The following is a 19804-nucleotide window of genomic DNA, read 5'->3' on the forward strand; positions in this document are numbered from 1 at the left end:
TCGTGATTGAATGATAGCGCCTAACGTACGGAAACGAAAAACGCCCCGGAACCCGGGGCGTTTTTCCATGCGGGAACAGCGTGTTTTTACAGTCCGCCCATCGGGACGGCCGTCTGATACAGCTTGTCCTTTTCGGCCTGCCAGTATTCGCCGGTGACCTTGCCGCCGGTTGCGCTGATGAATGCCACACCCGTGGCCTGCGTCTTCACGAAGTCTGTCGGCTTCAGGATCTTCTTGCCGTTGGCCTTCACGAGTTCGTGGGCCTTGCCGAGTTCGCGGCCGTTGTCATCGTAAAACTTCACGTCGATGGTCACGTCGCGGCCGTCGCTGTTCGAGAGCACCAGATATGCCTCGACGCCCTTGTCGGCCACAAAATGCGGACACACGAGCTTGCCGTATCCCGGCGCGAGGTAACCGATGGTGGTGGTGTTTTTCCACGCTTCCTTTTTGTAGAACTGCCAGTACTCGGCGTTGATGTACCCGCTCGAGGTGATCTGCACTGTGCCGTTCACCACCGCGTTGTTCACATACTTGCCGGGATTCAGGTTGAGCTTGCCGAAGGGCTGCACGATTTCCTTGCCTTCGCCGACAAGCTTGCCGTCGTTGTTGTAGAACTTCATGTTCACGACGGGACCCATGCCGTCGAGATCGGTGATCACCAGATGCGATTCGATGACGCTGGGATCGGACACGAAGTGGTTGATGATGAAACTCTTGCCGCCCTGCGCGAAAAGCTCGCCGGTAAAGACCAGGAAAGCGGCAATGACGAGGAACTGCGTTGTTCTATTCATGATGTCTCCTGCTTTCAGTCGTGTAAGTGGACGTTGATCGTGATCGTGCGCATGGTCAAAGTTTCTTGAATTCCACACGGCGGTTGCGCGCCCGATTCAGTTCGGAATCGTTCGGCACGATCGGGCTGGCGGGTCCGTAGCCCTTGATCACGAGGCGCTTGTCGGCGACCTTGCCCTTCTTCACGAGATAGTCCTTCACGGATTTTGCGCGGCGCTCGGCGAGCTTCACATTGTAATCCGCCTTGCCCTTGTCGTCGGTATAGCCGCCAACTTCGTATTTGGTTTTTTTGTTCGAGGCGATGTTCATCGCCTTGGCCACTTCGTCGAGATCGGCAAACGAGCGCGCCTGAATCTTGTCGCTGTCGAAATCGAACTGCACCATGAGACGCATCAGCTTCTCGTTGGCGAGCGATTCGGCCGTGGGGGCGCTGCTCAGCATGGCGTGCGCAATCTGGTATTTCTCGCGCGACGACACCTGCCAGTACTCGCCGGTGATCTTGCCGCCTTCGGTCTGAATGTACGCGACACCCGTCATCTTCTTCTTGCCGACGAGATCGTAGGGTTCGATGCGGACCTTGCCGTTCGCGGGAATGACCACCTTGGTCTGGCCGGCGAGATCGCCCTGGTCGCTGTAGAATTCGAGATAGACCGTCGAGCTGCGGCCCTGGCCGTCGGCAACAACAATGTAGCTCTCGATGGCGGGATCGGAAACAAAGTGCTGGCAGACGAGCTTCGTCGAACCGGGCGCAACCGCGGCCGGCACGGCGATGTTCTTCCATCCGAGGTTTTTGTCCTTGTAGAACTGCCAGTACTGACCGGCCACGGGTTTGCTGGAGCTGACGCGAATGGTGCCGATCATCTTGCGGCCCTTCACGTACTTCTCGGGATTGACGTTGATTTTGCCGTTTGCGGGCAGTGCTTCATTGCCGCTGCCGGCCAGATTGCCGTTCTCATCGTAGAACGACAGGGTGACGGATCCGCCCGCGCCCGTGGCGTCGGCCACGACGAGGTGTCCCTCGACGACTGCGGGATCGGACACAAAGTGATTGACGATGAGCATTTTACCGCTCTGCGCCTGTGCCGTGTACATCATCGCGACAAGGGCGAGAACGATGAGAGCGGCGCTTTTCATACCATGCCTGTGTGAGTGCATGTGCGACCTCCTGAACTGGTTGATAAGGTGGAAACGAGTCGGAAGCTGGTTTATTGTGCTATTAGACCTTCAACATACCCACTTTTTCTGAAAAAAGCACCCGTTATCCCTGTTCGTCTTCGGGTGAGGGCTCTTCGCTGTTGTCATTTTCCCGCGCTCCCTCGAGCACGATGACAAATTCACCCCGTGGCGGGTGGGTCTCAAAATGCTGGAGCACGCTGCCCAGTGTGCCGCGCACCGTTTCCTCGAATCGTTTTGTCAGCTCGCGGCTCACGGATACACGGCGCTCGCCGAGAGCTTCGCGCAATTCGCGCAGGGTTTTTATCAGACGATGGACGGATTCATACAGAATCACCGTGCGTGTCTCGTCCGCCAGCGCGGCGATACGCGCGCGCCGTCGTTTTTTCTGTGGAAGGAATCCCTCGAAGTGGAAACGGTCGATCTGCATGCCGCTGCTGACCAGTGCCGCGAGCGCGGCCGAGGCCCCGGGTATGGGCACAACCGGGATGCCCTGGGCGACGGCGGCCGAAACCAGCAGCGCGGCCGGATCGGACAGACCGGGGGTGCCCGCGTCCGACACCGCTGCGATGGAGGCGCCCGACTCGAGCCGCGCGAGCAACTGTGGGATGCGGCCCCGTTCGTTCCCGCTGTAACAACTGATGCAGTCGGTCTCGATCTCGTAGTGTCGCAGCAGGCCACGCGTGGTGCGTGTGTCCTCGGCCGCGATCAGGTCCACCCCGCGCAACACGTCGAGCGCGCGGAGGGTGATGTCGCGCAGGTTCCCGATCGGGGTTGATACGACGTACAACACGCCCGGGCGCGGTTCGGGAAGGGACTCATGTTTTTCCATCGTCCTCCTCCACACGGCCTTCGTAGATCTTGAGAATGCGGGCGGCAACCGCCGGCTGTATGTCGCAACGGAGGTGGATCGCGTCCTCGTCGAACGACTCGTCCACGACCTCCGCTTCACGATGGAACTCCGCCATGATGCGGAAGTCGGGCGGGCGGATCACAAAGGCGCGCAACGAGCGGCGCGATTCGACGGCGCGGCGCAGGGCCTCGAGCAGCTCGCCGAGATTCAATCCACGCGCGGCCGAGATAAACACCGCATCGGGGTAATGCTCGGCCAGCACCGCGATGCGACCGGGTCCCTCCAGCGCATCCACCTTGTTGAACACCATGATGGTCGGTTTCCCCTCGGCGCCGAGATCCTTCAGGGTCTGATTCACCACGGCGATCTGTTCGAGGCAGAACGGATGCGCCGCGTCGGCGATATGCAGAATGATGTCGGCCTCGAGAACCTCGTCGAGTGTGCTCTTGAACGAGGCGACAAGATGCGAGGGCAGCTTGCGGATGAAACCCACCGTGTCGGTCACGAGCATCGTGTCCCTGCCAAGCTCCATCGCGCGCACGGTCGAATCGAGCGTGGCAAAAAGCTTGTCCTCGGCCAGCACGTCGGCGCCCGTCAGGATGTTGAGCAGCGTCGATTTGCCGACGTTGGTGTAGCCCACCAGCGCCACACGCACCACGTCGCGGCGCGATTTCCGCTGCGTGGCGCGCTGCCGGTCGATGCGTTCGAGCTTGTCCTTGAGATGGCTGATGCGGTCGCGCACGAGACGGCGGTCGGTCTCGATCTGTGTTTCGCCGGGACCCTTGGTGCGCAGGCCGCCGTACTGCTTCGAAAGATGCGTCCACAGGCGTGTGAGTCGCGGAAGCAGGTATTCGAGCTGCGCGAGTTCGACCTGCGTCTTGGCCGTGTTGCTGCGCGCGTGCTGCGCGAAGATCTCGAGGATGAGCGTCGTCCTGTCCATGATCTTGCGGTTGACCATACGCTCGAGATTGCGCTGCTGCACGGGAGTGAGATCGTCGTCGAAAATCACCGTCTGCACGTCGGCCTCCTCGCAGCGCTCGGCGATATACTCCACCTTGCCCTTGCCGATGAAGGTGGAGGCCGCTATCGACGCGCGGTTCTGGAACACCTTCTCGACGACCTCGGCTCCGGCCGTCACCGTGAGCAGCTCCAACTCCTCGAGATGTTCGTCGGTCTCGTAGCGCTGCAGCGACGGCGGCCGCGGTACACCCACGAGGATCACCCGCTCGAGACGCGGGGCGGTGTCGTGCATGGTGCCGCGTTTTCCGCGCGGACCCCGCTCGACCTCGCCACCATCCTCCGCGTCGTCGCCGGCGGGAAAATCAGCGGGACGGAAGCGCGAAGGCGGACCCTCGTCGTCGTCGTGATAGTCCGGCGGCCGGAAGCTGGAAGGCGGTCCCTCGTCCTCCTCGAACGACGCGGGCTGTCGGTCCGGGGCGTCCCTGTCGGGCGCGGGGGCGGCTGATGCGCCGTCGCCGGCCATATCCGCGTAATCGTCGGGCGGCAGTGTGTTCATACGGGTGTGACGGCCGCGGCTGTGCGCGAATCACGCGCGATGAACATCTCGAGCAGGGCGCAGAGCAGCGCGAGGCCGAGCATGTATTTCCAGAGTTCGACACCGAAGCGCGCCTCCGTGATCGCCTGGCGCACGTCGGCTGTGCGGCCCAGTTCCGTCACCCGCTCGATGCCGAGACGCGAGTAAAACATATCCCGGTCCTTTTGTCCGATTTTTTCCATCGCGGATTCGGCCGGATCGATGTTCATCGAGACGGCGCGCAGGGGTGTGCCGTCGCGGCGGAGCAGATACGTGCCGGGCGCGTCCAGATCGGCCAGCGAAAACACGAGGCCCGCGCTCAGCGACTTCGGCGCGAGTTTAACTGCGCCGCCGTCCGGCGCCGCAAGATCGTAACTCCCGCCCGCGCCTCGCGGCGGCAGGGTGATGTCGAACGATTCGCCGATGAGGCGGGTGCCGCCCGCGTCGGCGCGCGCGGCGAGATAAAAGGCCCCGCGGTGCAGAAGCGGAACGAACAGACCTTTGAGCGGGAACGACGACCAGGCCAGATCGGGCGCCACCGCAAATACGAGGACGCGACCGGCGCCGCTGCGTGTATCGAGAAGAAACGCGTCGCCACCGCTGGTGCCTATTACCTGCTGCGCCTCGTTGCCCGCGCGCAGGCGAAGGAGGGCGCGGATCTCCGGACCGTCGACCACCGGCGGCCGGCCGTCTCCCGAGGGCGTGAACACGGTGCGGAACAGCGGATGATCGTAGTCGACATCCTTGAATGTGGCTGTCACCTCGTTTGCGCCCGGGACGCCGCGCATACCCGCGGGCGCGGGCAGGCCGAGCGCGGGCAGCACGGTGCGGATGAGTGTCTCCTGCGTGCCCGTCGCGTCGGGGAAGAGCATGGCGCCGCCGCCGCTGCGCACCCAGCCGGCCAGGCGTTCTGTGAAGGCGGGACTCGCAAAACCCGCTCCGAGCAACACCACAACGTCGTAGTTCTCGAGATTCGCGGAGAGCAGTGCCGCACGATCGGCGCTATGCAGCACGAGCGGACGCGCGGCGTCCTCACCCGTGCCGGGATCCAGCGCAAGGCGTGTGATCGCGGCGTCCTGCCCGCCCGTGGGTCCGAGCAGCACACGCAGATTTGCGGGGACGTACAGCGAGAAGTGACGGCGGTTGTCTTCCGGTATTGCGTCGTCCTCGAGTTCCACGTATCCCTGCACGAAGCCGGCCTTCTTTGGTGTGACGGTGAAACGCACCTCGGCGCGTGCGCCCGGAGCCGCGTCGACGCTGCTCTGCACGACACGTTCGCCGTCGAGGAAGACGCTGATGAGCGCGCCGCTCAACGCGGCGTTCTGATCGTTGAACACCGTGGCTGTAAGTTCGACGGGTTTGTCCTTCTCCAGCAGCGCGTTCTCCACCGACACCGCGGTCACGGCCGCGTTGTCGGTGCGGGCCGCGCCGAGCGGAAACACAAAAACGCGCAGTGAACCGTCGAACAGCCGCGGCGTGGGGGCTTCGCCCGGAGCCGTCGCAAAGTGGGTCCGCTGCTCGTCGGAGATGATGTAGAGTTCCTTGTTGAAGTTGTTCGATGTGGCAAACAGGGCGCTCGCGGCGGCCAGTGCATCGGTGATATTGACGTGGCGGTACGAGGGTTCCGCCGCCTCGAGTTCGGCGCGCAGGGCGCCCAAAGCGGCCGTGAAACGCGGCTCGCCGCGGCGCGCGGCCGAGAGGCGCACCAGGGCCGCCTCGTCGCCGGGTTTGAGCATGTCGAGCACGGCCCGTGCCTTTTCCTTGGCCTGTTTGAAAAGCATGCCGCGGTTGTCGGAGTCAAACATGCTGAACGAGTCGTCGAGCACGATCACGACGGAGGTCCGCGCCTCGGTACCGGGCAGAAAGCCGAGCGTGCTGCGCAGAGCGGGCCGCGTGAAGGCAAGGACCACAAAAATGACGAGCAGCGTGCGCAGGGCCAGCAGTATCCACTGCCGGACTTTCAGCTTGCGGATGCGGCTGCGTTGCAGCTCCTTCAGGAAGGCGAGCGTGCTGAACTCGATCACTCGTGTCTTCCGCAGGTTGAGCAGATGCAGAATGATCGGGATGGCCGCCGCGGCAAGCGCGATCAGATACAGCGGATTAAGAAACGTCATGCGATGCGGGGCGCCTGCTTTTCATGTGGTGGAGACAATGAAGTTATTCGCCCCATGCGGGAAAAACAAGGCAGAGAGGCGGATACGTCACGCAGCAGGGCGGGCGATTGGTTTTGACTGTGATGTTTCCGCGTGCTAGATTCGATTCCGTCATCCGGATTCGAATCATACTTTCACACTGCAGGGGTGCCTCGTCATGCGCGACAACCATTTTGTCATTCCATCCATCGTGCTCGCTCTCGGGATTGTACTCGGTATCGGCGTGTTTTCATGGAGCTGGCGCGACGCGCGCAGCGCCGATCAGACGATCACTGTCACGGGTTCGGCCAAGAAGGACATCGTCTCGGATCTCGGCATACTGCGCGGGTCGGTCGCGGTCGAATCGCCCACCGCCGCCGCGGCGTATCAGGAGTTGAAGTCGCAGATGCCGGTGCTGCTCGAGTACCTCAGCGCGCAGGGCTTCCCCGAGGATCAGGTCGAGAAGTATCCGATCACCAATTATCCGGTCTATAACTACAACACCGACGGTGCGCAGACGGGCATCAAGGGATATGTGTACAGCCAGAAGGTCGAAATCACATCGAAGGACGTCAACAAGATTCGCGTCCTTGCGCTCGACATCCCGTCGGTCATCGAGAAGGGCGTGTTTTTCACCGCCGATCCGCCCGAGTACCACTACACAAAACTCGCCAATCTGAAGGTGCAGATTCAGGCGGAGGCCGCGAAGGACGCGATGATCCGCGCCGACCGCATCGCCGAGTCCACAGGCAGCGATCTCGGTCCCATGCGCTCGGCACGTATGGGAGTGCTGCAGATCACGCCGAAAAACTCGAACCAGGTGTCGGACTACGGTGTGAACGACGTCAGCTCGATCGAGAAGGAGATCACCGCGGTTGTGAACGCCTCCTTCCAGATCAAGTAGCGGCCGCGCCGCTGCGGCGTTCCCGCGCCCCCGCGCGGGTCATATGGCAAGACATTGCGCTTCACTGCGGGAATCCTTTTCTTGTGGCGATGCATCATATACCGACACAGAGGAATCTCCGCATGAAACACATACTCACTTTTTCACTCGTATTGCTGCTCGCCGCGGGCGTGTCGTTCGCGCAGACAAAAAAGGCCGCGAATTTTAAACTGCCTTCCGCCGCCGGAGCACAGATCGAACTCGCCAAGCTGAAGGGCCAGGTGGTCGCCGTGAATTTCTGGGCGACGTGGTGCGGCCCCTGCAAAGCCGAAATCGGCGGCTTCCAGCGCGTCTATGATAAGTACAAGAAAAAAGGCCTCGAAATCGTCGGCATCTCGCTCGATGAAAAGGGGTGGAACGTTGTGAAGCCCTTCATCGAAAAATACAAGATGACGTATCCCGTCGTGCTCGACAACGGCACGGTGGCCAATGAATACGGCGGTGTGAGCGCCATCCCCACCACGTTTTTTGTGGACCGGAAAGGCAACGTGATCGAAAGCCATGTGGGCTACATGTCGGAGCAGGACTTCGAAGCGAAAATCAAAAAACTGCTCTGATCATCGTGATGTGAAACCGCCTCCCGAAGAGGGACGCGGCTCCGCGCGCTGCGTCTCACCCGCACGACTGTTTTGAAGGCCTCCAACGGAGGCCTTCGCCATTTTATGCCCGCCTTCATATGTTTGGGAAAAAAAACGGCGGCGGGACTTGCTATTTAGAATTAGTCTTAATTAAATTAACAGTGTGACGGCGGGCTGTATTCTGATCACCCGATTCGGCGAAGAGACCCGTCCCGCTTGAACTGAGATTGTAAGTTCCTCCGAATTCCCTCCCTGGATCCTCTGTGGACTCTGTCCACACAAGCCCCGGATCCGGACATCCCATCCCACAAGGAGTCCCATGAAATCCCGCACCGTTCCCATTTTTCTTCTCTTTTTGTGCCTGAGCGCCACGGCCCTGTTCGGGCAGAGTCCGCGCCGTGAGAAGGACTCGCTGCTCACCTTCGACATGCCCGAAGTCGAGATTGTCGGAACCAAACCCGGTCTGATCGACCGCGTGCCGGGCTCGGCAACGGTTGTGACCGCGGAACAGCTCCACGCGGCCGCACCCCTGTCGGGCAACGAGGTATTCCGCGCCGTGCCTGGGCTACATGCCGTGGACGAAGAGGGCGGCGGCTTCCGGCTGAACCTCGGCATCCGCGGTCTGGATCCCGATCGCAGCCGCACCGTGCTGGTTCTGGAAGACGGCGTTCCCATCGCACTCGCGCCATACGGCGAACCCGAGATGTACTACACGCCCGCGATGGACCGCATGCAGGGACTCGAGATTCTGAAGGGGAGCGGCTCCATCCGTTTCGGCCCGCAGACCATCGGCGGTGTCATCAATTACCTGACCTCGGATCCGCCTGCACACAGCGAGGGGTCTCTGCGACTGTCCGGCGGCAACGGCGCGCTCGCCTCGGCGCTTGCACGCTACGGCAACACCTTCGGCGGCATCGGCGTCCAGATGTCACTGCTCAGAAAGTCGGCCGAAAACCTCGGACCCACCTGGTACCGCATCAACGACGCGAGCGCGAAGGTAAAACTGCGGCTCGACGCGTCGTCGGTGCTGGGGTTAAAACTCGCCGCATACGACGAAGAGTCGAATTCCACCTATGTCGGGCTCACCCAGACCATGTATGATGCGGGACAGTACGACGCCCGCATCGCGCCCGACGACCTGCTCAAGATCCGCCGCTATTTTGTGGCGCTCTCGCACGACTGGCATCTGGGCACGCTCACTTTGCTGAAAACGAACCTCTACTGGTACACCACCTCGCGCGATTGGCGGAGGCAGGACTACTCGTACTCAGCCTCCGCGTCGAATCGCACGGGGGTGGTGTTCGGCGACACAGGCGTCGCAGGCGGCGCGATATACATGCGCGCTGGCACGGGGAACCGCGACAGGCAGTTCGAGGTCGCGGGCCTCGAGCCGCGGCTTTCGACGGAATTCGAATTCGGCGGCACGTCGCACCAACTCGATGCGGGCGCGCGACTGCTCTTCGAGCGCGCGTTCGAACAGTTTGTTGTCGGAACGAGTCCGACGGCCGTGGGCGGCGCAACCACGCAGGACGAAATCCGCAGCGGTCTCGCGCAGAACTTCTTTGTGCAGGATCGCGTGTCCTTCGGCGGACGCCTCACGGTGATCCCCGGCATACGCTTCGAAAACTTCACCTACGAGCGGCACATTCGGCGCGGATCCTTCCGCATCAACAATACCACGGCCGTGCGTGACACCAGCATTCTCGGTGATAACAGCGTCAGTGCCGTGATACCGGGACTGGGACTCACCTATCGCGCGGCCGAAGGCCTGATGCTGTTTGCCGGAGCGCACCGCGGCTTCGCGCCGCCGCGTGTGAAGGATGCGATCACCAATGCGGGCGAGGTCCTGCACCTCGATGCCGAAACCAGTTGGAATTACGAACTCGGGGCGCGCACATCCCCGCTGCCGGGACTGACAGCCGAAGCCACCGCATTTTTCCTGGACTTCACGAACCAGATCATTCCCGTCTCGCAGTCATCAGGCGGCGCAGGGACGGGGTATGTCAACGGCGGCCGCACAAAACATCTGGGTATCGAAGCCGCGCTGCAGCTTGAAATCTCGCGGCCCGATGAAGACCGCTACGGCGTATCGCTGGAGAGTAATGCCACGTTTGTCGAAGCCACGTATGGCAGCGACAGGCATATCGTCAAATCGGGTATCACGCACAATATCAACGGCCGTCGCCTGCCCTACGCGCCGTCGTGGCATTTCTCGCACACGGTGAACATCGAGGCGCCGTTCGGCGTGTCGCTGCACGCGACGCTGACACAGGTGACACGACAGTTCGCCGATGAATTCAACACCGTGGCTCCGACCGCCGATGGCCTCGTAGGCGAAATACCCGGAACGACGATGCTGGATCTCACCGCGCGTTACGCGCTGCCCGCGTTGCACAGCAGCTTTGTGTTTGCCGTAAAAAATGCGACCGATGCGCGTGTCATCGTCTCCCGCCGTCCAAGCGGCATCAAGGTGTCGCTGCCGCGTTTTGTGACTGCGGGTGTGGAGCTGAGTTTGTAACGACCGGGTCCCGGAACAAACGGTGAACGCGGTCCGCGCCAGTCGGATGCAACGCGGCTGCGTGCTTCCATTCGATATCTCGAAGTCAGCGCAGGAGTGTGATAAAACTCTCGAGGTCCTGCACCGGTTGCCGGCATTCGAACCGTTCACAGACGTACACCGTGGCGCGGTCCCCGAGAGGGGACTGCGCCGCGATGAACGGCACAAGCGCGCGGATGGAATCTCCCGCGGAGCCGGTTTCGTGCAGCAGCGCGATGGTGCCCGGCAGCAGGAGTTGTTGTACGGCCTCGATGTAGGGACGCGCGGAATGGCGGTCGTGCGCGGCGATGACAATTTCGCGCGGTGCGCCGGTGAGGAAGTCGAGCGCTGTGAGCAGCAGTGTGTGACCGGTCGGATACTCGTCGGCCTGTGTGCCGAAGGTTTCGATGAGGGCGCGGGCGCGGTCTTCGTACCGCGTGTCGCCGAGCAGCCGGCCGAGACGCGCAAGTGCGTAGGCCGCCGCGGAATTGCCCGAGGGCATGGCGCCGTCGTAGACGTCCTTGCTGCGTGTGATGAGTTGTTCCGCGTCGCGCGCCGTGAAAAACAGTCCGTCTCCCGCGCCGTCGCTGAAGTCCGCCAGCATGCGGTCGAGGATGCTTTTGGCGGTCGCGAGGTGTGCGGCGTCGAAGGTCGCGTCGTACAGATCGAGCAGACCGAGGGCGAGGAAGGCATAGTCCTCGAGGAAGCCGTCGATGCCTGCGCTGCCCGCGCGCCATCGGTGCAGAAGTGTGCCGTCGTCGCGGCGCAGGACGCGGAGGATAAACTCCGCGGCGCGTACAGCGGCATGCACCAGCTCCGGGTCGCCCAGTACCGCGCCCGCGCGCGCCAGCGCCGAGATCATCAGGCCGTTCCATGAGGTAAGCACCTTGTCGTCGAGCGAGGGGCGGACGCGGCGCGCGCGCGCGGCGTAGAGGCGCTGACGCGCCTGCTCGAGTATGCCCGCGGCACGCCGTTCATCGAAGCCGTGTTGTGAGGCCCATGCCGCAGGATCCACGGCGATGTGCAGAACGTTTGCGCCGTGTTCAAAATTGCCCGCGGCCGTCACGCCGAAGTACTCCGCCAGCGCGGCACCGTATTCTGGCCCGACAGCTTTAAGGAATTCGTGCTCGGTGAAGACGTAGAATTTCCCCTCTTCTCCCTCGCTGTCGGCATTCTCGGCGGAATAGAATGCGCCGCCCGGATCGCCGAGGTCGCGAAGCACGTATGCGGCGATCTCGCGCATGACACGTTCCTGCTCCGCCGATCCGGTCAGGGCGTACAGGTCCGCATGTGCCGCGAGCAGCAGCGCGTTGTCGTACAGCATCTTCTCGAAATGCGGGACGAGCCACTGTGCATCGGTGGAGTAGCGGCAGAAGCCGAAGCCCACATGGTCGTAAATCCCTCCGCGATACATCGCTGTGAGAGTGTGCCGCGCCATGTGCGCGAGTTGCTCGTTTCCGGTTCGTGCAGCGCGGCGCAGAAGGAATGATAGCGCGTGTCCCATCGGGAATTTGGGCGCGCCGCCGAAGCCGCCCTGCACCGGATCGAAGGTGGCGGAGAAGCGGCTCCCGGCCTTGTCCAGCGTGTCAGCGCCCAGCGCGCGTGGATTTTCGACGGCACTGTTCAGTGCGCGGCGCATCTCGCCTCCTATCCCCAGCACCTTGTCGCGGTCCGTTTTCCAGGCGTCGGACATCGCGCGCAACACGCGCAGAAATCCCGGGCGCGCGTAGCGGTCGTCGCGCGGGAAGTACGTCCCCGCATAGTAGGGCTCGCGTGAGGGTGTGAGAAAGACGCTGAGCGGCCAGCCGCCGCTGCCCGTCATGGTCTGGCACACGGTCATGTAGATGTGATCGACATCAGGCCGTTCCTCGCGATCGACTTTTATCGAGACAAAGTGTTCGTTCATGTATGCCGCCACCTCGTCGTCCTCGAACGATTCGTGTTCCATGACATGGCACCAGTGGCATGTGGAATACCCGACGGATAAAAAGATGGGTTTGTCCTCTTTTTCGGCCTTCTCGAAGGCCTCCGCGCCCCATTCGAACCAGTCGACGGGATTGTGTGCATGCTGAAGGAGGTAGGGGCTGGATGCGAGGGCGAGGCGGTTGGGCATGTTGTTTTGAGATGGTAGAGGGTAGTTGGTAGATGGGTAGATGGTATTTGGTAGATGGTAGTGTGGTCTGCTCAGGGTGTGTGAGGATACAGGAGGAAGGAGACAGGAGGCATTCACTGCACCGACATGGGTCGCATGACTCCTCGTATGCCCATGAGGGGACAGGAGGAAGCATGCGCAGGCGTGTGTTCGTGTTGCTATGAATAATTTCAGATTTCCCCCTCTTTTTAAGAGGGGTTGGGGGGAGTTCTTACACGAATCATCGCGATCTGTACGCTGCGCCAGCGTCCTTTCTCCTCACACGAGTGTAAGGATACAGGATCCAGGAGACAGGAGGTGGGCGCCAAGTCAGGCCGTTTCCTCTTTGTTCGCACACGACGAGCCGGGAAATCATACGCACTAACGTAGCATTATAAAAAACACGGCTCATCGGTGATTGATTCCGCCGCAATAAGTTGCATTCCTCTTCGAGGATCACAACCTTTCCGTCTACCGTCTACCGTCTACCGTCTACCGTCTACCGTCTACCGTCTACCGTCTACCGTCTACCGTCTACCGTCTACCGTCTACCGTCTACCCATCTACCAGCAACATGCCCAACCGCCTCGCACCCATCTCACTGATCCTCGCCACAATCCTCTTCGTGGCCACGCTGCCCGTGTCGGCAACGTACTGGGGTGGGCTCGTGAACGCATTTGCGGAAGCGGCAATGATCGGTGGTCTGGCGGACTGGTTTGCCGTCGTGGCATTGTTCCGCCGCCCCTTCGGACTTCCCATACCGCATACGGCCATCCTGCTCAAGTACCGCGCCCGTATCACGCAGGGTATCAGCGACACGGTACAGAATTCGTGGCTGAGCAAGGATGCGTTGCTGACACGGCTCGCCGGTTGGGATCTGGCGGGAATGCTGCTGCGGGCCGCGCAGGATCCGGTGCATCGCGCGGCGCTCATCGCGGCGCTCCGGTCCACGCTCCGAGAAGCAGTGCGCTCGATGCAGCCCGAAACAGCGGCGCATGCGGCTATGGACCTGGCGAAAGGAGCGGCGGACCGCGACCGCCTCGTGTCGCTGGTGACGGGCGCGGGAACGCAGGCCATCGAGGCGGGGTGGCATATGGAGGCGTTGTCCTTCGCAGCCGGAGGTGCGGCCGACTGGCTTGGAGAAGAACGAGTGTCGGCGATGCTCGCCGCGAATCTGCGCGCGACGATGGAAGATTATTCGGCGTCGCCCCTGCGCCGCCTCGGCAAATGGATGGCGGAAAAATCGAATGTGCTGAACTACGACGACCTCGCCCGCTCCATCCTTGCAAGTGTGCGCGACGATCTTGCGGCAATCCCGCGCGAGGAGTCGCACCCGGCCCGGGTTTCCTTCGATGAGTGGGTCCGGCGTTTTGTCGGCGACCTTCCGCAGAATAACGAGGCGGCGGACTTCATAGAAAAATCCGCCACCACGGCGATACATTCCGCTGCGGCAGGACAGGGACTCACGGCGGTGTTTGAACGCCTGCGCGGCTGGCTGCTCGACGATCTTGCACGCGACGACTCGCGTATATTGCAGCATGCGGTCGCGTGGGCTGATGCGGGACTGTCGCGGCTTGCCTCCGACGAGGCGGCATTGCGGGCTCTCGATACGTGGCTCAAGGAACGGCTCGCCCGCGCCGTCGAGGAAAACCATCATGAAATCGGCGCCATCGTCCGCCACAATCTCGACACGCTCAACGACGAACAACTCATCACACAGATCGAATCTCGCGTCGGACCCGACCTGCAGTACATCCGCCTCAACGGTGCCATCGTCGGCGGCCTCGTCGGCGCCGCGCTCTACCTTGTGAAGGACGTGCTTGTGGGCTGAACTTTGCTACATCCGTGCGTATGTACGTTACACGTAACACGTTTCACGTAACAAGTGGAAAGTGGCAGGTGCGAAGTCACACGTGACACGTCGCGGCTCCCCCTCCCTGTACCCACTCCCCCGTCCCAAGTCCCCCGTCCCCCGTCCCCACTCCCCACTCGTCCCGCCTCGTCCCGACTCCACAATGCTCATCCACCAAACAACCTCCCTCGACGTACCCGACCTCGAACCCTATCGCACGCTGCGCGAAAAGACACACCATTGGCGCGACGGATTTTTTGTGGCGGAAGGTGAGAAGGTCGTTCGTCGTCTGTTCGCCAGCGGGCGTGAGGTGGTGTCGATACTGCTCTCACCCGCATGGTTCGACGAGCTGCGCGCGACGTTGGAGGAGCCGCGCTTCGAGGCGCTGGACGTCTATGTCGCGGAGGATGCGCTGCTCGAATCCATCACCGGCCTCGCGCTGCACAAACGGCTGATGGCTATCGGCCGTATCCCGCCCAGCCCGGACTTGGACGCACTGAGCGCGCCTCTGACAGGGAGCAACCTGCATGTCGCGATCGAGGGTCTTGCCGATGCCGAGAACATGGGCATCATCGCGCGCAACTGCGCGGCCTTCGGCGTCGAATCGCTGCTCACCGGCGAGGACTCCACCAATCCCTGGTTGCGACGCAGCGTACGCGTGTCGATGGGCACCATCTTCTCGCTTCGCACACACCGCTCACCCTCGCTGCTCGAAACCCTCTCGGAGTTGCGCGACCGACATGGCTGGACCCTGATCGGCACCACGCCGCGCGGTGGCGACACCTCGCTCGCGCGGCTCACGTCCGCGAGTACCGGACCAGTCTGTCTTGTATTTGGAAGTGAAGGCCGCGGGCTTTCGACAGAAGCGCTCGCCGCGTGTGACGGCCTCTACACCATCCCCATGTACGGCGCCGTCGATTCGCTCAATGTGGCCAACGCGCTTGCGGTGGCCCTGTTTGCGGCGCAGAAGGACGGCCTCGGGCCGCGGTAATCCGGGGCCTTTAACGGGACCAGCCACCGCGGCGTCGAGCCGCCATTGCGGGTGAGTACGACCGGGGTGGCCCCTCGCGTTTACTGCAGATGGATTTTCGCGGCCTGCAGCACGTGTTTGGTGTCGGGATTCTGCACGAAGACAACCACGCTGCAGTTGGCGCGCACCCAGCGCGGTTCCATGTCGATGGTGCGGATGAATTCCGAGGTCTGGCCCGGCGTGAGTGTGATCGCCTCGCCCTCGGCGTCGGGCAGCATGGTGCGCATGACGTCGTAGTGCACGTCTTCGGCGTTGCCGTCGTTGTAGTGGATGTCGGACTCGGTCACCACGGTGTGCAGGCGCAAATTCTGGCCGCTGAGCGACGCCAGCGGACGCACGCGCACGGTCACCTGTATCCGTCCGCCGACATCCTGCTTCTCGAGGTCGATACGCGCCTCGGGTTTCACGTTGATGTCGGCATTGGTCATGGAGATCCAGTTCTGCGCGCTCGCGCCCGCGGCCACGCCGCTGACCCATGTGTTGGGCGCGCTGGCGTTGGCAATCGGAATCGGCAGGAACAGATACGTGATGCGCGGACGCGCCCAGGTCTGCGACACCTTCCACAGACTGTCGCTCGAACGCGGGAACCATGCGTGGTACTTGATCACGGCCATACGCGCGCGATGGTAGTCGTCGTCCGTTGCCTGCTTGAAGGCCTCGTTCGCGGGGGCGCAGGGCACGCAGTTCGCGCTGGTCACGATCTCGACCAGTGTCATGCGCGGCACTTCCTCCGACTTCTTCAGGCCCTTTACAATCTGCACGCGTTTTTCCGTCATCGATCCCGCGTTGTCGTAGGCCTTGAGCACGATGGTGTGCGGACCGTCGGCGAGCGCTGCGATCGAGAGGGTGGCCTTCCAGGGCTCGGCCGTGACGGTGGCCGACGGCGCCTCGTCGTCGACGGAGAGGTCCACCCTGGTCACGCCGATATCGTCCACCGCCTGGAATATCACCGTCACAAGGTCGATGCCCACCGTGTCGCCGGGCGAGGGCGAGAGTACGGTGATGACCGGCGCCTCGATGTCGGGCGCAACGGAATCGTCGCGCTGCGCGCAGCCGTGAAGCAGGAAGGCGACCAGCGCCGCAAACAGGAAGGACGGAATCAGAGAGCGTCTCATGGGAACCTCGGACGGTGCGGTGTGATCACCGCGGGGTGGGAATGTGATGTCTGCGTCTCAACCGCCGACGCGGCGGCGTTTGTTCAGAAATTCGTAGAGCGCCACGTCGAAGGGCATGGCCGTGTCGAGCAGCACGTAGTCGATACGCTGTTCGCGGCATTCCTTCTTGTAGCGGTTGATGAAGTCGCGCATGGCCTCCTGATACGAGCGCTGTATCTGGAAGGGCTGCGTCATGAGTTCCTCGCCGCTTTCCATGTCCTTGAAAATGGCGTCGCGCCCGAACTGGAAATTGCGTTCGCGCGGATCGAGGATGTGGAACACGATCACTTCGTGCTGGCCGTGCCGGAAGTGTTTGAGCGCGCTCATCACCTCGGCGGGATCGTCGAAGAGGTCGCTGAACACGAGCACGAGTCCGCGTCGCTGCAGGCGGTCGGCCACGGCATTGAGCACGCGTCCCGTGCCGGTGCTGCTGCCCGCGCGCAGGCGCTCGAGTTCGGCGAGGATGTTCTGCAGATAGACCTTGGTGGAATGCGGCGGGAGGAAGGAGCGGATGTCCTCGTCGTAGGTGACGAGGCCCACGGCGTCCTGCTGACGCACGAGCAGATAGGCGATGGCTGCCGCGAGATACGAGGCGTACTGCAGTTTGGTGACCTGCCCCTCGGCCTTGAAGTTCATCGACATGCTCGCGTCGACAAGGATGTAGGCCTTGAGGTTGGTCTCCTCCTCGAACTGCTTGATGTAGTAGCGGTCCGTGCGGCCGAGCACCTTCCAGTCGATGCGGCGGATCTCGTCGCCGGGCATGTACTGCCGGTGTTCGGCGAACTCCACGCTGAAGCCGTGATAGGGGCTTCTGTGCAGTCCTGTCATGAATCCCTCCACCACAAGCCGCGCGCGCAGCTCCATGGATGCGAGCCGCGAGACGATGTCGGGGCGGAGGTAGGACTGCTGGTCGGGCACGGTTTATTTGCCTTTCGCGACGGGCTGCTGCAACGTGTCCTGCTGCAGTGACTGCAGCACTTCCTCGGCGCTCTTTCCGAGATTGGCGAGTTCCACCTTCACCGAGGCGGTGATGTTTGCATCGAGCGCGGAATACGAGGCCAGGTATTTCTCGTACAACTCCTTCGCGCGCGGCACGTCGTTGAGTACGTTCGCGGCGATGAAGCCCCCGAGGAACAGGCCCTTGCCCGCATAGGGTGTGCCCGTGTACTGTGCGTCGATGCCCGCGAGGACTTTCACCGCCTGCGCGTAGTCCTTTTTGTCGTTCTGCAGAATCGAGCCGTGCAGATACAGGGCTTCGGGCGCGCGCGGACTCTCCGGATAGTCGGCCACGAGCTGCTGATAGTAGATGATGGCCGTGTCGACCTTTTTGGCGTCGTACGCCTGCTGCGCGGCCGCCATAATTTCGGAGTCGGACATCTTTTTTCCGCAGGCGGCGAGCAGCACCGCGAGCGAGAGACTGGCAAGGAGGATTTTCATGCGGGTATTTTCACGTAAGTGTGTGCGGGGAGACGTCGGTCTCTGTGTATCCCTTGAAAATACGAACAAATGCCTGCGCGACGAAAACCAATCGCGAGTACCATTGCGTGAAGGGGTAAAGGGGTAAAGGGGTGAAGGGGTGAAGGGGTAAAGGGGTTAAGGCGTAAAGGGGTAAAGACGCCGTGTCACCCTGAGCGGAGTCGAAGGGTGGCACGGCGTAACAATTTTCTACCTTGCCACTTTGCTATCCTATGGAAGTGGAAAGTGGAAAGTAGCAAAGTACAGTCAGCCGCCATTCCACTTTCTACCTTGCTACTTTGCTACATGTCACATTTCACATGTTACGTGTTACGTGTAACGTGAAACGTATCCTCGCCCACGCTGCGGGTCTCACGAGAAGAACACGATCTTCACGAGCAGTGCGGCGAGCACGATGCCGAACACGGGTTTGATGATGCGCGCGCCGCCGCGGATGGCGAGTCCGGCGCCGATCCACGCGCCGGCGATGTTGGCGGATCCCATGACGAGCGCCACCGGCCACACGATGTGGCCGCCGAGCAGGAAGGCGACAATGGCGGCGTAATTACTCGCGAGGTTGGCCACCTTGGCGTTGCCCGTGGCGCGCACAAAACCGAAGCCGAAAAAGAACACAAAACCGAAGGCGAAGAACGAGCCGGTGCCCGGACCGAAGAAGCCGTCGTAAAAGCCGAGGGAGGCGGCGAAGAGTGCCGCGCCCGCGAAGTGTCTCCATGATGCGCCGGCGAACGTGTCTGTGACGCCGAAGTTTTTCCGTATGAACGTGACCGCGGCCACCACCACGATAAGTATCGGGATCAGCGCCTCGAGCGACTGTCCGGGCACACGCATCACCACCCACGCGCCCGCGAAGGATCCGCCGAACGAGAAAATGAAGGCCGTGACTGCGATGGGCAGGAACACGTGTCCGTGCCGCACATAGCGGTACGCGGCGAAACTCGTGCCTATCGCGCTCTGCACCTTGTTGGTGGCCAGCGCCGCGTGCGGCGGGAGTCCCGCGGCGATAAGCGAGGGCAGCGATATCAGTCCGCCGCCGCCGGCCATCGCATCAACAAAACCGGCAAAGAAGCCGGCCAGCGCGAGGAATATGTAGGTGAGGTCGTGCACGTTTTCGAAGCTCAATCACGTGCAAAGTACAAAATGCCGGGGATCTCCCTGCACGGGAGCCGCCGATGTACTCCGTCGCTGTTTTGGATTCACAGACGAAAATTCCCACATTTGTACTCTGCTTGCTCGAGTGGCGGAATTGGCAGACGCGCTGGACTCAAAATCCAGTGGGATTGAAAACCCCGTGCCGGTTCGACCCCGGCCTCGAGTACAAGAACGGTACACGTAAAACGTGACACGTAACACGTAACAGCTCGACCATGACGCCGTGTCATGCCGATCCTGTCGAGGCACGACGGCGTAAAGGCGTAAAGGGGTAAAGAGGTAAAGGCGTGACGCGCAAAGCAGTGTCTCGCTGTTCACACCCCTTTACTTGTCATGTACTAGCTACGATTAGACCTGACAGACGGTAGGTTGGTCTGTCTTATTCGAAGACTCAAAAGATGTTGGTAATGTATCGAGGAGTTTTTCTTTTGCAAGCGGTATGGAATCGAGAAAGGTCTGCATCGGCGTCTTGCC

At 61.9% G+C, this 19804-nt stretch carries 15 protein-coding genes and 1 tRNA gene; 6 read left to right on the forward strand and 10 right to left on the reverse strand.

Annotated elements, in window-relative coordinates; translation table 11 throughout:
- Nucleotides 1-86 precede the first annotated feature (86 nt).
- The 5 genes from HY962_07925 to HY962_07945 form a co-directional block, all read right to left on the reverse strand.
- Nucleotides 87-791: a hypothetical protein gene (locus tag HY962_07925; GenBank protein ID MBI5646847.1), complete on the reverse strand. Its 705-nt coding sequence runs from the start codon at nt 789-791 to the stop codon at nt 87-89.
- 55 nt (nt 792-846) lie between these two features.
- Nucleotides 847-1944 carry an OmpA family protein gene (locus tag HY962_07930; protein MBI5646848.1) on the reverse strand — a complete coding sequence of 366 codons (1098 nt, stop codon included), beginning with the start codon at nt 1942-1944 and terminating at the stop codon, nt 847-849.
- 103 nt (nt 1945-2047) lie between these two features.
- Nucleotides 2048-2794, reverse strand: a complete 747-nt coding sequence (gene rsmI / locus HY962_07935; GenBank protein MBI5646849.1) for a 16S rRNA (cytidine(1402)-2'-O)-methyltransferase — start codon at nt 2792-2794, stop codon at nt 2048-2050.
- Nucleotides 2781-4067, reverse strand: a complete 1287-nt coding sequence (gene hflX / locus HY962_07940; GenBank protein MBI5646850.1) for a GTPase HflX — start codon at nt 4065-4067, stop codon at nt 2781-2783. Before hflX ends, rsmI begins: the two co-directional genes overlap by 14 nt.
- Before the next feature lie 260 nt (nt 4068-4327).
- Complete coding sequence (locus HY962_07945) at nt 4328-6463, reverse strand: BatA domain-containing protein (protein MBI5646851.1); 2136 nt, start codon at nt 6461-6463, stop codon at nt 4328-4330.
- Nucleotides 6464-6659: 196 nt separating this feature from the next.
- On the opposite strand from HY962_07945, the gene HY962_07950 reads away from it, so the two are divergent.
- The 3 genes from HY962_07950 to HY962_07960 all read left to right on the forward strand — a co-directional run bounded on the left by HY962_07950 (nt 6660) and on the right by HY962_07960 (nt 10520).
- Nucleotides 6660-7385 carry an SIMPL domain-containing protein gene (locus tag HY962_07950; GenBank protein ID MBI5646852.1) on the forward strand — a complete coding sequence of 242 codons (726 nt, stop codon included), beginning with the start codon at nt 6660-6662 and terminating at the stop codon, nt 7383-7385.
- A gap of 122 nt (nt 7386-7507) precedes the next feature.
- Nucleotides 7508-7981 carry a TlpA family protein disulfide reductase gene (locus HY962_07955; GenBank protein MBI5646853.1) on the forward strand — a complete coding sequence of 158 codons (474 nt, stop codon included), beginning with the start codon at nt 7508-7510 and terminating at the stop codon, nt 7979-7981.
- Nucleotides 7982-8321: 340 nt separating this feature from the next.
- Complete coding sequence (locus tag HY962_07960) at nt 8322-10520, forward strand: TonB-dependent receptor (protein ID MBI5646854.1); 2199 nt, start codon at nt 8322-8324, stop codon at nt 10518-10520.
- Nucleotides 10521-10605: 85 nt separating this feature from the next.
- Here the strand turns inward: HY962_07960 and HY962_07965 are convergent, their stop codons facing one another.
- Nucleotides 10606-12651 carry a thioredoxin domain-containing protein gene (locus tag HY962_07965; GenBank protein MBI5646855.1) on the reverse strand — a complete coding sequence of 682 codons (2046 nt, stop codon included), beginning with the start codon at nt 12649-12651 and terminating at the stop codon, nt 10606-10608.
- Between the two features lie 592 nt (nt 12652-13243).
- Here HY962_07965 and HY962_07970 point away from each other — a divergent pair.
- Together HY962_07970 and HY962_07975 are read left to right on the forward strand one after the other, a co-directional pair.
- Nucleotides 13244-14500 (forward strand): DUF445 domain-containing protein, encoded by a 1257-nt coding sequence (locus HY962_07970; GenBank protein ID MBI5646856.1) that lies wholly within the window; start codon nt 13244-13246, stop codon nt 14498-14500.
- Nucleotides 14501-14684: 184 nt separating this feature from the next.
- Nucleotides 14685-15512 carry an RNA methyltransferase gene (locus HY962_07975; GenBank protein ID MBI5646857.1) on the forward strand — a complete coding sequence of 276 codons (828 nt, stop codon included), beginning with the start codon at nt 14685-14687 and terminating at the stop codon, nt 15510-15512.
- An 80-nt stretch (nt 15513-15592) separates the two neighbouring features.
- On the opposite strand, the gene HY962_07980 is transcribed toward HY962_07975, so the two are convergent.
- The 4 genes from HY962_07980 to HY962_07995 all read right to left on the reverse strand — a co-directional run bounded on the left by HY962_07980 (nt 15593) and on the right by HY962_07995 (nt 19285).
- Nucleotides 15593-16666 (reverse strand): Omp28-related outer membrane protein, encoded by a 1074-nt coding sequence (locus tag HY962_07980; protein MBI5646858.1) that lies wholly within the window; start codon nt 16664-16666, stop codon nt 15593-15595.
- A 57-nt stretch (nt 16667-16723) separates the two neighbouring features.
- Nucleotides 16724-17569 carry a DUF58 domain-containing protein gene (locus HY962_07985; GenBank protein MBI5646859.1) on the reverse strand — a complete coding sequence of 282 codons (846 nt, stop codon included), beginning with the start codon at nt 17567-17569 and terminating at the stop codon, nt 16724-16726.
- 57 nt (nt 17570-17626) lie between these two features.
- On the reverse strand, nt 17627-18142 hold the full coding sequence (locus HY962_07990; GenBank protein ID MBI5646860.1) for a tetratricopeptide repeat protein: 516 nt from the start codon (nt 18140-18142) through the stop codon (nt 17627-17629).
- Between the two features lie 390 nt (nt 18143-18532).
- Nucleotides 18533-19285: a TSUP family transporter gene (locus HY962_07995; protein ID MBI5646861.1), complete on the reverse strand. Its 753-nt coding sequence runs from the start codon at nt 19283-19285 to the stop codon at nt 18533-18535.
- 124 nt (nt 19286-19409) lie between these two features.
- Between HY962_07995 and HY962_08000 the strand changes: the two genes are divergently transcribed.
- Nucleotides 19410-19496, forward strand: a tRNA-Leu gene (locus HY962_08000).
- The last annotated feature ends 308 nt before the right edge of the window (nt 19497-19804 follow it).

Source organism: Ignavibacteriota bacterium, from assembly GCA_016218045.1.
GTDB lineage: Bacteria > Bacteroidota > Ignavibacteria > SZUA-365 > SZUA-365 > JACRFB01.

Bases quoted from the DNA above. Each gene is read 5' to 3' on its own strand.
- HY962_07930 (MBI5646848.1), bottom strand. From the start codon at position 1,944: ATGCACTCACACAGGCATGGTATGAAAAGCGCCGCTCTCATCGTTCTC.
- rsmI (MBI5646849.1), bottom strand. From the start codon at position 2,794: ATGGAAAAACATGAGTCCCTTCCCGAACCGCGCCCGGGCGTGTTGTAC.
- HY962_07965 (MBI5646855.1), bottom strand. From the start codon at position 12,651: ATGCCCAACCGCCTCGCCCTCGCATCCAGCCCCTACCTCCTTCAGCAT.
- HY962_07970 (MBI5646856.1), top strand. From the start codon at position 13,244: ATGCCCAACCGCCTCGCACCCATCTCACTGATCCTCGCCACAATCCTC.
- hflX (MBI5646850.1), bottom strand. From the start codon at position 4,067: ATGCACGACACCGCCCCGCGTCTCGAGCGGGTGATCCTCGTGGGTGTA.
- HY962_07990 (MBI5646860.1), bottom strand. From the start codon at position 18,142: ATGAAAATCCTCCTTGCCAGTCTCTCGCTCGCGGTGCTGCTCGCCGCC.
- HY962_07925 (MBI5646847.1), bottom strand. From the start codon at position 791: ATGAATAGAACAACGCAGTTCCTCGTCATTGCCGCTTTCCTGGTCTTT.
- HY962_07960 (MBI5646854.1), top strand. From the start codon at position 8,322: ATGAAATCCCGCACCGTTCCCATTTTTCTTCTCTTTTTGTGCCTGAGC.
- HY962_07975 (MBI5646857.1), top strand. From the start codon at position 14,685: ATGCTCATCCACCAAACAACCTCCCTCGACGTACCCGACCTCGAACCC.
- HY962_07945 (MBI5646851.1), bottom strand. From the start codon at position 6,463: ATGACGTTTCTTAATCCGCTGTATCTGATCGCGCTTGCCGCGGCGGCC.
- HY962_07985 (MBI5646859.1), bottom strand. From the start codon at position 17,569: ATGGAGCTGCGCGCGCGGCTTGTGGTGGAGGGATTCATGACAGGACTG.
- HY962_07950 (MBI5646852.1), top strand. From the start codon at position 6,660: ATGCGCGACAACCATTTTGTCATTCCATCCATCGTGCTCGCTCTCGGG.
- HY962_07955 (MBI5646853.1), top strand. From the start codon at position 7,508: ATGAAACACATACTCACTTTTTCACTCGTATTGCTGCTCGCCGCGGGC.
- HY962_07980 (MBI5646858.1), bottom strand. From the start codon at position 16,666: ATGAGACGCTCTCTGATTCCGTCCTTCCTGTTTGCGGCGCTGGTCGCC.